This is a genomic window from Streptomyces sp. NPDC086549 (genome assembly GCF_044746205.1).
Taxonomy (GTDB): domain Bacteria; phylum Actinomycetota; class Actinomycetes; order Streptomycetales; family Streptomycetaceae; genus Streptomyces.
Window position 1 is genome coordinate 963,862 of record NZ_JBIVBS010000001.1, and the last position, 13,139, is coordinate 977,000.

Sequence of the window (13,139 nt, forward strand, 5' to 3'; positions counted from 1 at the left end):
ATTTTCTCAGGCGCGTCTCTCAGGCGCTCAGGCGCGTTTCCCAGGCGCGGGGAGTCACAGGTCGCGTACGTTCACCGTGAAGACGGAGCGGACGCCGTACGGCACATAGAGGGCGTCTCCGACCAGGACCAGGGGGGTGCTGGCCGGGCCGGTCGAGTCGGCCGTGTCGCCGTCGTCGCGACCGGGGAGGGTGGCCCTGACCTTGCCGGTGCGCAGGTCGAGGGCGGCGAGGCGGCCGGTCGGCGAGGCCAGGTAGAGCCGGGTGGCGGTGGCGGTCGGCGGGCCGGGCTGTTCGACGGTGGAGTTGCTGCGCCAGAGCAGGCGGCCGTCGCGCGGCGAGAACGCGTGGACGCTGCCGCTGGTGAAGGTGCAGTAGACGGTTCCGCGCTCCAGGTACACGCCGGTCATGCCGGTCTCGGCGCGGGCCAGCCGCATGACCGTGACCACGCGCGAGGAGAGGTCGAGCAGGGTCAGGGTGCGCAGGGTGCCCGTGGAGTCGGCCAGCACGAGGTGGTCCCCGTCCTGGCCGAGGACGCTCAGCGCGCCCTTGGCCGACACCGTCCACAGGGACCGGCCGGTGGCGGGGTCGAGCCGGGTGACGCTCGTACGGCCGGGGATGTAGCTCCTGCCGAAGGCCCCGCACAGCACGTATGCGCGCCCCGCGGCCCCGCTCAGCTGACAGGCGCCCTTCTGGGACGCGTTCGAGTACCGCATGGGGTGCTTCCAGCGGACGTGGCCGTCGGCGGCGTCGAGCAGGGCGTACGACTCCCCCTTGTCGCCGTGGACGGTGATGACGCCCTCGGCCGTGGGGACGGTGTAGTCGCCCCCGTCGCCGCCGGAGGCCAGGTCGCCTTCGCCGGTGACCGTCTTCCACAGCACCTTGCCGGTGTCGGCCCGTACGGCCTGGACCGAGTAGCGGGTCACGACCGTGTCCGTGTGGCCCTTGGGCGTCCGGTCGTCGGCGCCCCAGACGTACACGCCGCCGCCATGGGTGCCGATGATCGTGCCGCCGGTTCCGGCACTGTTCTCGCCGGGGGTCGGGTCGATGGGGAGGGTCCAGGTGTTGCGTCCGTCGGCCAGGGTGAAGCGGGTCGCCATGATGCTGTCGCCGGCACACACGAGGGACGCGCCCACGGCGGTGCAGCGGCTGAAGGCGTTGTCGGCGAGCGCGCCGTCCGGGGCGCCGGCCTTCGGGCCCTTGGCCTGCCGGTGCCAGGGGTGCCAGCCGGCCGGGAGGTCGTCCCGGGGACCGTCGTCACCGCGCGTGACGGCGACGGTCGTAGCGGCGACGGCGGCCAGGACGGCGGTGACGGCCCCGGCAACCAGCCACCACCTGCGGCGGCGCCCGCTCGGCCGTGCCGGGCCGGAGGCGTCCGGGGACTCCGGGCCGGGCTTCGGTTCGGGCAGGAGGCCGTCGCGCAGCAGGCGCAGGAGTTCGTCGGGGGTGGGACGGGACTTGGGGTGCTTTTCCAGGCAGAGCCGGACGAAGGGGAGCAGTTCCTCGGGCACGCCGTCGAGTTCGGGCTCGCCCTCGACGACGCGGGTCGCGGTCTCGTAGGGGTTCGGGCTGTCGAACGGGCCGCGCCGGGTGGCGGCGTACGCCAGGACCGCGCCGAGGGAGAAGATGTCGGCGGCCGGGCCCACGTCGTGCGGGGACGAGAACTGTTCCGGCGACATGAAGGGCGGGGTGCCCATCACGCGGCCCGTCTGGGTGAGGACGTCGGCGGCGGCGAGGTCGGCGGCGCGGGAGATGCCGAAGTCGATGACCCGGGGGCCGTCCTCGGCGAGCATCACGTTGGCCGGTTTCAGGTCGCGGTGGACCACGCCGGCGCGGTGGATGTCGCGCAGCGCCTCGGTGAGGCCGGCGGCGAGTTCGCGCAGCCGGTCCTGGGGCAGGGGGCCGTGCCGGCGGACGTGGGTGCCGAGGTCCTCGCCCGGTATGTAGAGCGTGGCCATCCAGGGGCGCGGCGCGTCGGCGTCCGCGTCCACCACGGGGGCGGTGAAGGCACCGCTGACCTGACGGGCGGCGGCGACCTCACGGCTGAAGCGGGCGCGGAACTCGTCGTCGTCGGCGTACTGGCCGTGGACGACCTTGACGGCGAGCCGGCGGCCGGAGGCGGAGCGGGCCAGGTAGACCACGCCCATGCCGCCGCTGCCGAGGCGGTCCTCGATCCGGTAGCCGCCCACCTCGGCCGGATCGGAGTCGCGCAGCGCCATCCCCGTACGTCCCCCCGTTGTTGTGTTGTTCCGCAGTACAGCCTGCCGGAAGCCGCCCCGCCGCCGGTCAGAAGGTGATCGAGTTGATCGATTCGGCTATCGAGTTGAGGAACCGGTTGATGGACGGGGCCATGCCGGTCGAGGCGAGGAAGAAGCCGAACAGGATCGCGACGATGGCGGGACCGGCCTTGATGTTCCCCCCTCGGATCAGCACCACAAGGATGATCGCCAACAGCAGCACCACGGACAGTGAAATGGCCACACTGATCACACCCTCGGTCGATCCGCACTCCCGGACCGGGGGCACATCCCCGCACCCCCGCCAGAACCATCGTGCCACCAACCCGGCCGCCCTATGCGGCCCGTGACGCATCGTCGGGTACGCACCCATCGCGGAGCGGCTCCCCGCACAGTAATTCGAGGGCACACCCTCACGATGATCACAGGGAATTGCACGGCATCGTTTCCCTGTCCACACATCCCGTTCGCAGGTAATTCGAATTGTTGGCACAGACGCGACCCTTTGCACCAATTAGTCGTGACGTATCCGGACATCAAGGGTGACCTTCGGCCTTCGATGTGCTGACCATCACGTAGACAGGGACGTCAACTTCCGTGATTCCTGGGCACCCGAAGCCTCATATCCAGGATTCACACCGAGAGATTTACGAAATCCCACAGACAACGCTAGGGTGCCTCAGATGTTTGACGCCGCCTCGTCCCCCGGCCAGCACCGAAGGCCGCTCCCTCCGGCACAGTCGCCGGTGAACGGAGTGCCGAGTCCGCGTACCCCGATGAGTACGCAGAAGCGGGACAGACCGGGCAAACAGCGCGACGCGTTCTTCGACAACGCCAAGTACCTGGCGATCGTGCTCGTCGCGATCGGTCACTCCTGGGAACCGCTGAAGGGCGACAGTCGCATCCTGGAGGGCGTGTACACCGTCGTGTACGCCTTCCACATGCCGGCGTTCATCATCATCTCCGGCTTCTTCTCACGCAGCTTCGACATGCGCCCGGACCGGCTCAAGCGGCTCATCACCGGTGTCGCCGTGCCGTACATCGTCTTCGAGACCGCCTACCCGCTCTTCAAGCGGTTCGTCGACCACGCCCCCGACCAGGACATCAGCCTCCTCGATCCCTGGTACCTGACCTGGTTCCTGTGCGCGCTGTTCATCTGGCGGCTCACCACCCCGGTCTGGAAACTGGTCCGCTGGCCGCTCCCGCTGGCGATCGGCCTCGCCATGGCAGCGTCCGTCACCCCGAGCATCGGCGACGACCTGGACCTCCAGCGCGTCCTGCAGTTCCTGCCGTACTTCGTGCTGGGCCTGTGCATGAAGCCGCACCACTTCCAGCTGGTGCGCCGCCGCTGGGTGCGCGTCGCGTCGGTGCCGGTGTTCGCGGCTGCGCTGGCGGTCGGCTGGTGGAGCGTGCCGCGGATGGACACCGCGTGGCTCTACCACCGTCAGTCCGCCCAGGAGTTCGGCGTGCCCTGGTGGTACGGGCCGCTCATGGTCCTGGCGCTGTTCGCCTGCTCGCTGGTGCTGACCGCCTGCTTCTTCGCCTGGGTACCGGGCCGGAGGATGTGGTTCACCGCGCTGGGCGCGGGCACCCTCTACGGCTACCTGCTGCACGGCTTCCTGGTGAAGTACGGCGACTACAAGGGCTGGTTCGACCACCCCTGGCTGCACCGCCCGCTCGGCGAGATCCTGGTCAGCGTCCTCGCGGCGGCCGTCGTCACCCTGCTGTGCACCAAGCCCGTGCAGCGCGTCTTCCGGTTCGCCATGGAGCCGAAGATGGAGTGGGCGTTCAAGCAGGACGCGGCCGAACTGGCCCGTGAGCGCCAGAGGGAGCACGTCCGCGAGAAGGTCAGCGTGTAGCCGGACGGTTCGGACCATCCGGACCGTCCAGGCCTTCCGGGCCATACAGGCCCTACGGGCCACCCGGGTCATCCAGGCCGTCATCCCCCAGACCGAGAAGTGCCCGCATCCGCGCGTACTTCTCGGTCAGCCGTTTCCGGACGGGCTCGTCGAGGACCGCGAGGCGGTCCGGGTCCGCGTTGTGCGCCAGATCGGCCTCCTTCACCAGCAGCGCGCCGGGCGTCCGCAGGATGCGTCGCGCGTACGCCTCCGGCTCCTCCCCCGCCCGCTTGGTGACGGCGAGCACGATGTCCTTGATGCGCCGGCTCAGCGCGGCCCCGCTCAGCCACTCCCGCGACAACGCGTCGTCCTCGACGGAGTCGTGCAGCCAGCCCGCCGCGATCTGCTCCTCGTCACCGCCACGGGCGCGCACGCCCTCCGCGACGGCCCGCAGATGTTCGGCGTACGGCCGCCCCGCCTTGTCCGTCTGCCCCTCGTGGGCGGCGCGCGCCACGGCCTCGATCTCGGCCAGGGTGAGCATGCGATGTGTCTCGGTCACGCTTCCAGTGTCACCCGCCGTCGCGCGCCGTCCCCCACGTGTGACGACCGCGCGGAGGTCAGCGCATCGCCTGCGCGCCGTCCCGGCAGATCAGCAGCAGTGCCCGGTCGTCGTTGACGTCCTTGGCCACCGCCTCGATGAGGTGCCAGGCGGCTCCGTGGAAGCCTCCGGCGACATACCGGTCGGCCTCCCCCGTCAGTCGGTCTATGCCCTCGACGATGTCCCGGTCGGAGGTTTCCACCAGACCGTCCGTGAACAGCATCAACACGTCGCCGGGGCGGAGCGACCCCTTCACGGGGTCGAACTGGGCGCCGTCGTACACACCGAGCAGCGGCCCCTCGGCCGCCTTCTCCTCCCAGCGGCCGCTGCCGGCGCTGAGTTGGAGCCCCGGCGGATGCCCGGCCGAGTACAGCTCGTAGTCCCCGGAGTCGAGGTCCAGGACCAGGTGGATCGAGGTCGCGAAACCCTCGTCCCAGTCCTGCCGCAGGAGATAGCCGTTGGCCGCCGGAAGGAACGCGTGCGGCGGCAGTGAACCCAGCAGTCCGCCGAACGCCCCCGACAGCAGCAGCGCCCGGGACGCCGCGTCCATGCCCTTGCCGGACACGTCCGTGAGGACGACCTCCATCGTGCGGCCGCCGTTCGTACGGGACGCGACCACGAAGTCGCCGGAGAAGGACTGGCCGCCCGCGGGCCGCAGCGCCATCTCCCGGTGCCAGCCGTGCGGCAGCTTCGGCAGCTTGCTCTGCACCCGGATCCGCTCGCGCAGGTCGAACAGCATCGTGCCGCCGCGCCGCCAGGGCACACCGACCCGGCTGCGGAACTGTGCGGTGAGCAGGCCGAAGAAGCCGCAGGCCGCGACCACGAGGACCACGCCCGGGGTGACCCGGGACGGCCCTTCCGTGTACGGCCCCAGCTGCACCGACTCCACGATCAGCGCCGTCGCCGCCGCCGCGTACAGCCCGAGCAGGCTCGCCGGACGCAGCAGCAGCCCGCCCGCGACGATCGGCAGCACCAGCGTGGCCGGTGAGCACCACACCGAGTTGCCGAGGGTCATGCCCGCGAGCACCGGGATGGTCAGCAGCAGCCCGGCCAGCGCGATCCAGTCCGAGCCGTCCCCGCGGAAGTAGTCCACGGCACTTTTGCGCACGCCGACGCGGACCCGGTGCCACAGCACTTTCCACCGGGCCGGGAGCGTCTCGGCCTTCGCGCGCCGTTCTCCTCCTGCTGCCATTAGTTCGGGACCCTATCCATCGGACCAGCCGCTTGGCACGCGAGGTCCGACTTATCCCCCGTCCGAGGCTCAACTTCACAGAACCCGCCCCGCCCGGCCGCCCGGAGGAAAATCGTTCGCTCGTCCCGCATTGCCCTGGTACGCATACTTCATGGGGACTGACCTTGTGCAAGACCGTGCGACCGAGCTGCGCGTACTGCGGCCGGAAGACCAGGATTCCTGGTACGACCAACTGATCCGCGCCTTCGGCGGGGTCCCGGAGTTGGCCGAGGAGCGGCAGCTGTGGTACTCGGTCACCGAGGTCGACCGGTCGATCGGCGCCTGGGACGGGGACGAGATCGTCGGCACGGCCGGGGCCTTCGGCTTCCGGCTGACGGTGCCGGGCGGAGCGTCGGTGCCGGCCGCGGGCGTCACGATGGTGAGCGTGGCCGCCACGCACCGGCGGCGTGGCGTACTGACCTCGATGATGCGGCGGCAGCTGGACGACGTGCGGGCGTGGGGGTGGCCGCTCGCGGTGCTGACCGCGTCCGAGCCGGTCATCTACGGACGGTTCGGTTACGGCGTCGCGACCTACCACGTCAACGCCGGGATCGACACGTCCCGGGTACGGCTGTCGGTGCCGCCCGGCACCGATGACGTACGTCTGCGGTACGCCGCGCCGGCCGACGTCCTCGACGCGTGCGAGGCGGTCTACGCCCGGCGGGTGCCGCTGCGGCCCGGGATGCTGGCGCGGCAGCCCGGCTGGGACCGGGTCCAACTGCTCGACCCGGAGAGCGAGCGGAACGGGGCGTCGCCGCTGCAGTGCGTGCTGGCCGAGCGGGACGGGGAGGTCGTGGGGTTCGCGCGCTTCCGGGTCAAGCCGGAGTGGGAGGCGGCGGGACCCAAGGGAACGGTTGTACTGGAGGACATGGAGGCGCTCGACCCGGCCGCGCACGCCGCCGTGTGGCGGTTCCTGTTCGGCGTCGACCTGACCTCGACGATCGACGCGCGGCGGCGGCCGGTGGACGAACCGTGGCAGTACATGGTGTCCGACATCCGGCGGTGCCGGATGCTGGTGCGCGACTCGCTGCACGTACGGCTCGTGGACGTCGGCGCGGCGCTGGAGGCGCGGACCTACCAGGCTCCGGTCGATGTGGTGTTCGAGGTCGAGGACTCCTTCTGCCCCTGGAACGCCGGGCGTTGGCGGCTCACCGGGGACATGAAGGGGGCGTCCTGCGTACGCACCGACGACGCGGCCGACCTCGCCCTGTCCGTACGGGAGTTGGGAGCCGCGTACCTCGGTGGCGTCTCGCTGCTGTCGCTGGCGGAGGCCGGGCGGGTGCGGGAGCTGCGGCCGGGCGCGTCGGCGGAGGCGTCCGTGGCCTTCGGCTCACCGGTGGCGCCCTGGCTGCCGCACGGGTTCTAGCGGCCGGTCAGCTGGTCCAGCGGCCGGTCGCCTGCTCCGGCGGCCGGTCAGCGCTGCTGGCAGGCCGGGCACCAGAAGAGGTTGCGGGCGGCGAGGTCGGCGGTGCGGATCTCGTCGCCGCAGATGTGGCAGGGGAGGTTCGCCCGGCGGTAGACGTACACCTCGCCGCCGTGGTCGTCGACGCGCGGCGGCCGGCCCATCGCCTCCGGGGTGTGCTCGGGGCGGACGGTGTCGATGCGGTTGTTGCGGACGCCCTCGCGCATGAGGTCCACGAGGTCGGCCCAGATCGCGTCCCACTCGGCGGGGGTGATGACCCTGCCCGCGCGGTACGGGTCGATGCCGTGCCGGAAGAGGACCTCGGCGCGGTAGACGTTGCCGACGCCCGCGATGACCTTCTGGTCCATGAGGAGGGCGGCGATCGTCGTACGGCTGCGGCGGACGCGGGCGTACGCGGCCGAGGGGTCGGCGTCGCCGCGGAGCGGGTCGGGGCCGAGCCGGTCGTGTATCGCCCGCTTCTCGGCGTCCGTGATCAGGGCGCAGGTGGTGGGGCCGCGGAGGTCGACGTACGCGGTCTCGTTCGCGAGGCGGAGGCGGACCGTGTCGGTGGGCGGGGGCGCCGGGGCGTCACCGAAGCCGACCTTGCCGAAGAGGCCGAGGTGGATGTGGACCCAGTCGGCGTCCCGGAAGCCGAGGAAGAGGTGCTTGCCGTGGGCCTCCGTCCGGGTGAGCTCCGCGCCGGTCAGCAGCTCGGCGGCGTCGGAGAACTTGCCCTGGGGGCTGGTGACTCGCGTCGGCCGGCCCTGGAAACGGTTGGCGTAGTCCTGCGCCAGCCGGTGGATGGTGTGCCCCTCTGGCACGGTGGCCGTGTCCTTTCCTGCCGCTCCTGCCGCCCGGAGCTCCGCCCCGGACCCCGCTTCCGACGGGGGGCACAGCCCCCCCGTCCCTCGTCAGTCCTGCTGCGGGTGGTGCGCCGGGATCGGGGGCAGGTCGCCCGTCGTCTCGTAGTCCGACAGCATGTCGATGCGGCGGATGTGGCGTGCGTCTCCGGAGAACGGGGTGTTCAGGAAGGTCTCGACGAACTTGGTCGCCTCCTCCTGCGTGTGCATGCGCGCGCCCACGGCCACGACGTTGGCGTTGTTGTGCTGCCGGCCGAGGGAGGCGGTCTCCTCGCTCCAGGCGAGGGCGGCCCGGACGCCCTTGACCTTGTTCGCCGCGATCTGCTCACCGTTGCCGGAGCCGCCGATCACGATGCCGAGGGCGTCGGAGTCCACGGCGGTCCGCTCCGCGGCGCGGAGGCAGAAGGGCGGGTAGTCGTCCTGGGCGTCGTAGATGTGGGGGCCGCAGTCGACGGGGTCGTGTCCCGCCTCCTTGAGCCACTCGACGAGGTGGTTCTTGAGTTCGAAGCCCGCATGGTCCGAGCCGAGATACACGCGCATGGGACGAGTGTGACACGGCTGTTTCAGGGCGGCAGCTTCGGGTCTCAGCCAAGGAAGGCACCCCCCTCCCTCCAGGGAGGGGAGCAGTCAAAGCAGGGTGAAGCCGTCCTTGACCTTGTCGTACGTCTTCAGGGCCTGGGTCTCGATCTCCGGCTGATACCAGGTGTTGATCTGGTACGACTTCCCGTCCGCGTCGAAGCCCAGCAGCAGGGCGTGCCAGTGGACGCCCTTGAGCGTGAAGGTGTACTCCCAGACGACCGCCGGGTGGCCCTGGAAGGTCGTCTCCTCCAGGCGGAGCTTGGTGTAGTCCTGGCCCTCGTGGGCGTTCTGCTCCGAGGTGCGCCAGGTGTCGATCAGATTGCCGCGGGCGAGCGACGACTTGCCGACGAGTTCCTGGCGGCCGTCCGGAGAGGTGTAGTGCACCTCGGAGCCGGTGTTCACGTCCCGCCGCCAGCCCTTCGGCGTCACCCATGCGAACCCGCCCGCCTCCCGGTGCGCGCCCGGCGGCAGGCTCCGCGGCCTGGACGTGCCCTCGACGGTGGGTGAAGAGGTGGTCGTACCGCCGCTGGAGGAGGGAGAGGAAGAAGAGGGAGAGGAAGAAGAGGGCGAGGAGGGAGCGGAAGAGGAAGCGGCGGCGGACGGCGAGGAACCGGCGTCCGTGTCGTCCCGCCGCCCGCCGGACGACGTGGCGAGCAGGACCGCGACGACGACGGCGACGGCGACCAGCCCCGCGGCCGCGAGGAGGGCGGTGCGGCGACGGCCGGGGTGGGGGTGTGCCGGGGCGGCGGGGCCGGGGGGTTCGCCCGGCGGTATGCCCACGGGGCGGGGGGCGTACGAGCCCGGCGGACCGTGGCCCGGACGCCGCTCGGTCACCGCCTGGGCGCGGGGGAGGGACACGCCCTGCCCGGGGTGAGCCCCGGGTGCCGGTACCACGGAGTTGCTGGAGGGCATCTCGGAACGGACTTCGGAGCGCAGCTCGGAGGCGGCTTCGGCGGAGACTGCGGGGGTCCGGGGGGTCGGGGGCGGCTCAGGGGGTGCGGTGGGCGGCGCGGGGACCGGCGCGGGGACCGGCACGTGGCGCTCGGGGACGGTCCCGTCGGCGACGGGCGAGGCCGACGGCACCGCATCTCGCACCGGCTCGGGCTCGGCCTCCTTCGCACGGTCGGCGTCCTGTGGGGACTCCGGCGCGCGTACGTGCTCGGCCTCCCCGGCATCACCCCCGGCACGCCCGTGAGGTACCTCCACGAACGCCGGCGTGGGCCACTCCCTGGGCGCCCACGGAAACACCGGAGTGTCTCCGCCCACGGGCGCCTCCGACTCGGTCCCGGGCCCCGGTCCAGGTGCAGGCCCCGGCAAGGGCTCGGCTTCCGCCGCCGACTCGGCGTCCGGCAAGGACACGGAGCCTCCATGCGTTCCGGCGCCACCGGACGGCCCGCCATCCGACGCCGTCCCGGCATCCCCGGAAGGCCCAGGATCCAACTGCGCCCCGGTCCCAGGCGGCGTTCCGGGGCCGGTCCCGTCTCCGGCCCCCTCCTGCTCCTCTCTCCCGGACCCCGCGTCGGCCCCCGCCGGGAAGCTCTCCCGCTCCCCGACCGGGGGTCCCTCCCCCACCGGCAGGGTCGGCGTCGGTGAGGGGTAGGCGACCGGCCACAGGGCGTCCTCCATCTCGGCCAGACCCGCCCTGACCGTCGGCTCCTTCTCCAGGAGCGCCGCCAGGATGTCCCGCAACGGTCCCGCGGCAGCCGGGAGTTCGGGCTCCTCGTACAGCACCGCGTGCAGCGTCGCCAGCGTCGTGTCACGAGAAAAGGGCGAACGCCCCCCGAGCGCCGCGCAGAGGGTCGCGCCCAGGGACCAGATGTCGGACGGCGGGCCCTGCGGGCGCCCGGAGACACGCTCGGGCGCCATGTAGTCGGGCGAGCCGACGAGCATGCCGACCATGGTGAGCGCCTTGGCGTCCTGGATGGCCGCGATGCCGAAGTCGGTCAGCACCACGCGCCCGCCGCCGCGCTCGACGAGGACGTTCCCGGGTTTGATGTCCCGGTGCAGCACTCCGCCTGCATGCACCTGCCGCAGCGCCGCCACCAGCCCCAGCCCGATCCGCGCCGTCTCGCGCGGGCCCAGCGACCCCTCCTCCACCATGATCTGTTCCAGCGAGCGCCCGGCGACCAGTTCCATGACGATCCACAGGCGTTCGCCCTCGTCGACGACGTCGTAGATGCGCACGACGTTGGGGTGGTCGATCCGTGCCGTCGCCCTCGCCTCGCGCAGCGTGCGTTCGCGACGGGTGCGCGTGTCCTCCGCGTCCAGGCCGTCTATCCGCATTTCCTTGACCGCGACCTGACGGTCCAGCATTTCGTCGGCGGCCCGCCACACACGTCCCATTCCCCCCTGGCCGATGCTTTCGACCAGCCGGTACCGCCCCGTCACCAGTAACCCTGGAACACCGCCGCTCCTCGCATTCCCCGACAATCCGCCGCACCCCCCTCAACGAGCGCACCAACAGAAACACAATGGTCACACTTCGTGCCGTACCAGCATAGTGCGGAGAAATCTTGTGGTACCTCTTCAAGTACTGCGAATTCAGGCGCAGTCCAGGGGGTTGCAAGGGGGACGAACATGAGTTCTCGTCGCATGGCGGCCATCACGGGATCGCTGCTCACGGCATCTTTCTCCGCCGTGATGATCCTTCCGTTCACGGCCGCCGCCGATGACCAGGGACCGGGAAGCGGCAAGGGGGGAAAGGCGGTTGACGAGGCACCGGCGGGCGTGAAGCTGCGCACGCTGCTGCCCGAGAAGATCTCGGTCGACAACAGTTCGCAAAAGACGGCGATTACGGCCACGGTCAAGAACGACGGAAGCAAGGACAGCGGCGACATCAGGCTTTTGGTGGTCGGTTTCGACGGCCTGAAGGTCACCGGCGTTCAGGGCTGTGACGCCCTCGCGGAAAAGGACCTGCCGAAAGGTTCGAACAGCGGTTTCAGCTGCCCCGTCGGCGATCTCGCCGCGGGCAAGTCGAAGTCGTACGCCGTCGAGGCGACGTACGACCTGAGCAAGGCCGGGAAGATCTGCCTGCCCGTCCAGACCACCGACGGGAAGAAGACCTTCTGGCAGCAGGGCCCGGTGCCCTTCGGTACGACGAACCCGTCGCCGAACGCCCCGGCCACCCCGCTGCTGCTCGGCACCGACAACAAGCCGGTGGCCCCCGGCGGCGACCAGCTGCCCAAGACCGGCGTGGGCCGTGACGTGCTGCCGCTCGGGGCGGCCGGTGCCGCGCTGATCGCGGCCGGCGCGGCCGGGCTGTGGTGGTCGCAGCGACAGCCGCGAACGGCTCGGCCGCAGGGCTGAAATGAAAGGCCGCATTGCCTGACGGGACCGTCGGGCAATGCGGCCGCAGCGGCTCGACGTTGCCGCCGTAGCGGCCGTGCGAACTACGACGTCACCGCTTGTTGACGAACTTCCAGGCGGCGGGCAGCAGGCCCATCGCCAGGGCGGCCTTCAGGGCGTCGCCGATGAGGAACGGGGTGAGGCCGTTCGCGATCGCGGTGGAGGCGGGCATGTCGGCGGCGTACGCCAGGTAGGGGACGCCGATCGCGTAGATGATCGCCTCGCCGAGCAGCATCGTGCCCGCCGTGCGCAGTACGGAGCGGTCGGCGCCGCGGCGGGCCAGGGCTCCGACGACGGTGGAGGCGAGGATCATGCCGAGGATGTAGCCGAAGGACACGGCGCCCGCACCGGAGGTGCCGCTCGCGAACCACGGCACGCCGACGACACCCGCGATCGCGTACAGCGCGAGGGAGAGGAAGCCGCGGCCGGCGCCGAGGGAGGTGCCCACGAGCAGGGCGGCGAAGGTCTGGCCGGTCACCGGCACCGGGGAGCCGGGCACCGGGACGGAGATCTGGGCCGCGAGGCCGGTGAGCGCGGCACCGCCGACCACGAGGGCGACATCGCGCACGCGGGACGCGGGCAGGAGGTCGGCGAGGACTGCACCGGGGCGAGCGGTGGCGGTGGCGGTGCTCATGGGGACTCCGCGGGTGTTGGCACGTTGGGACACGGTGACGCTATCCCGGCGCGGTGGAGCCGATCACCGTCAGCGCTCGACAAAGGGTGGAACGGAGGCTTGGTGGGCTCCCGACAAAGGGTGTCGGTTACACCGGGTACGGCGTGATACCGATCACTGAGGTGAGGACGGATGACTCACCCCGCAAGTCGGCGACCGGATTGTGAGTTGTCACCAAAGGAATCCTAGTGCTCTGGTCGGATTCACCTTTCCTGCCGTACTCTTCGAGCCATGGTTGCCCAGGCCCGGAACTTCACGTCGCGTCGCTATGTCGACCTGCGACGCCAGGGCACGGCCACCTGTCGCCGCCCGGTCTGAGGCGCGGTTCCGATGCGCCTCGACGTCCGAGACGTGTCGGCCCCCGTTCCCGAGGACGGT

At 71.2% G+C, this 13,139-nt stretch carries 11 protein-coding genes; 3 read left to right on the plus strand and 8 right to left on the minus strand.

Going from position 1 to position 13,139, the window contains the following annotated elements; all coding sequences use genetic code 11:
• Window positions 1-54 precede the first annotated feature (54 nt).
• Both ACIPSA_RS04395 and ACIPSA_RS04400 read right to left on the minus strand, forming a co-directional pair.
• The gene (locus tag ACIPSA_RS04395) at window positions 55-2,217 is read right to left on the minus strand and encodes a protein kinase (RefSeq protein WP_402628572.1); all 2,163 of its coding nucleotides are present in this window, start codon (window positions 2,215-2,217) and stop codon (window positions 55-57) included.
• A gap of 67 nt (window positions 2,218-2,284) precedes the next feature.
• On the minus strand, window positions 2,285-2,479 hold the full coding sequence (locus ACIPSA_RS04400; protein ID WP_402628574.1) for a hypothetical protein: 195 nt from the start codon (window positions 2,477-2,479) through the stop codon (window positions 2,285-2,287).
• Window positions 2,480-3,011: 532 nt separating this feature from the next.
• On the opposite strand from ACIPSA_RS04400, the gene ACIPSA_RS04405 reads away from it, so the two are divergent.
• Window positions 3,012-4,094 carry an acyltransferase family protein gene (locus ACIPSA_RS04405; RefSeq protein WP_402628575.1) on the plus strand — a complete coding sequence of 361 codons (1,083 nt, stop codon included), beginning with the start codon at window positions 3,012-3,014 and terminating at the stop codon, window positions 4,092-4,094.
• 52 nt (window positions 4,095-4,146) lie between these two features.
• Here ACIPSA_RS04405 and ACIPSA_RS04410 read toward each other — a convergent pair whose 3' ends face one another.
• Window positions 4,147-4,614 carry an HD domain-containing protein gene (locus ACIPSA_RS04410; RefSeq protein ID WP_402629480.1) on the minus strand — a complete coding sequence of 156 codons (468 nt, stop codon included), beginning with the start codon at window positions 4,612-4,614 and terminating at the stop codon, window positions 4,147-4,149.
• Between the two features lie 76 nt (window positions 4,615-4,690).
• Window positions 4,691-5,863 carry a PP2C family protein-serine/threonine phosphatase gene (locus ACIPSA_RS04415; RefSeq protein WP_402628577.1) on the minus strand — a complete coding sequence of 391 codons (1,173 nt, stop codon included), beginning with the start codon at window positions 5,861-5,863 and terminating at the stop codon, window positions 4,691-4,693.
• Window positions 5,864-6,014: 151 nt separating this feature from the next.
• Here ACIPSA_RS04415 and ACIPSA_RS04420 point away from each other — a divergent pair, with 151 nt between their 5' ends.
• Window positions 6,015-7,268: a GNAT family N-acetyltransferase gene (locus ACIPSA_RS04420; RefSeq protein WP_402628579.1), complete on the plus strand. Its 1,254-nt coding sequence runs from the start codon at window positions 6,015-6,017 to the stop codon at window positions 7,266-7,268.
• A gap of 47 nt (window positions 7,269-7,315) precedes the next feature.
• Here the strand turns inward: ACIPSA_RS04420 and ACIPSA_RS04425 are convergent, their stop codons facing one another.
• The 3 genes from ACIPSA_RS04425 to ACIPSA_RS04435 form a co-directional block, all read right to left on the minus strand.
• A complete protein-coding gene (locus ACIPSA_RS04425; protein ID WP_402628581.1) occupies window positions 7,316-8,125 on the minus strand; it encodes an Fpg/Nei family DNA glycosylase in 810 nt (269 codons plus the stop codon).
• Window positions 8,126-8,215: 90 nt separating this feature from the next.
• Window positions 8,216-8,704, minus strand: coding sequence for a ribose-5-phosphate isomerase (locus tag ACIPSA_RS04430; RefSeq protein ID WP_402628582.1), 489 nt, complete (start codon window positions 8,702-8,704; stop codon window positions 8,216-8,218).
• Between the two features lie 87 nt (window positions 8,705-8,791).
• On the minus strand, window positions 8,792-11,086 hold the full coding sequence (locus tag ACIPSA_RS04435; RefSeq protein WP_402628584.1) for a protein kinase: 2,295 nt from the start codon (window positions 11,084-11,086) through the stop codon (window positions 8,792-8,794).
• Window positions 11,087-11,320: 234 nt separating this feature from the next.
• Here ACIPSA_RS04435 and ACIPSA_RS04440 point away from each other — a divergent pair, with 234 nt between their 5' ends.
• Window positions 11,321-12,049, plus strand: a complete 729-nt coding sequence (locus tag ACIPSA_RS04440) for an LPXTG cell wall anchor domain-containing protein (RefSeq protein WP_402628586.1) — start codon at window positions 11,321-11,323, stop codon at window positions 12,047-12,049.
• Window positions 12,050-12,140: 91 nt separating this feature from the next.
• On the opposite strand, the gene ACIPSA_RS04445 is transcribed toward ACIPSA_RS04440, so the two are convergent.
• Window positions 12,141-12,722 (minus strand): biotin transporter BioY, encoded by a 582-nt coding sequence (locus ACIPSA_RS04445; protein ID WP_402628588.1) that lies wholly within the window; start codon window positions 12,720-12,722, stop codon window positions 12,141-12,143.
• Between the last annotated feature and the right edge of the window lie 417 nt (window positions 12,723-13,139).

Excerpts from the sequence above, each read along its gene's own strand:
- ACIPSA_RS04395 (WP_402628572.1), bottom strand. The coding sequence starts at position 2,217 with ATGGCGCTGCGCGACTCCGATCCGGCCGAGGTGGGCGGCTACCGGATC.
- ACIPSA_RS04405 (WP_402628575.1), top strand. The coding sequence starts at position 3,012 with ATGAGTACGCAGAAGCGGGACAGACCGGGCAAACAGCGCGACGCGTTC.
- ACIPSA_RS04410 (WP_402629480.1), bottom strand. The coding sequence starts at position 4,614 with ATGCTCACCCTGGCCGAGATCGAGGCCGTGGCGCGCGCCGCCCACGAG.
- ACIPSA_RS04415 (WP_402628577.1), bottom strand. The coding sequence starts at position 5,863 with ATGGCAGCAGGAGGAGAACGGCGCGCGAAGGCCGAGACGCTCCCGGCC.
- ACIPSA_RS04420 (WP_402628579.1), top strand. The coding sequence starts at position 6,015 with ATGGGGACTGACCTTGTGCAAGACCGTGCGACCGAGCTGCGCGTACTG.
- ACIPSA_RS04430 (WP_402628582.1), bottom strand. The coding sequence starts at position 8,704 with ATGCGCGTGTATCTCGGCTCGGACCATGCGGGCTTCGAACTCAAGAAC.
- ACIPSA_RS04435 (WP_402628584.1), bottom strand. The coding sequence starts at position 11,086 with ATGGGACGTGTGTGGCGGGCCGCCGACGAAATGCTGGACCGTCAGGTC.
- ACIPSA_RS04440 (WP_402628586.1), top strand. The coding sequence starts at position 11,321 with ATGAGTTCTCGTCGCATGGCGGCCATCACGGGATCGCTGCTCACGGCA.
- ACIPSA_RS04445 (WP_402628588.1), bottom strand. The coding sequence starts at position 12,722 with ATGAGCACCGCCACCGCCACCGCTCGCCCCGGTGCAGTCCTCGCCGAC.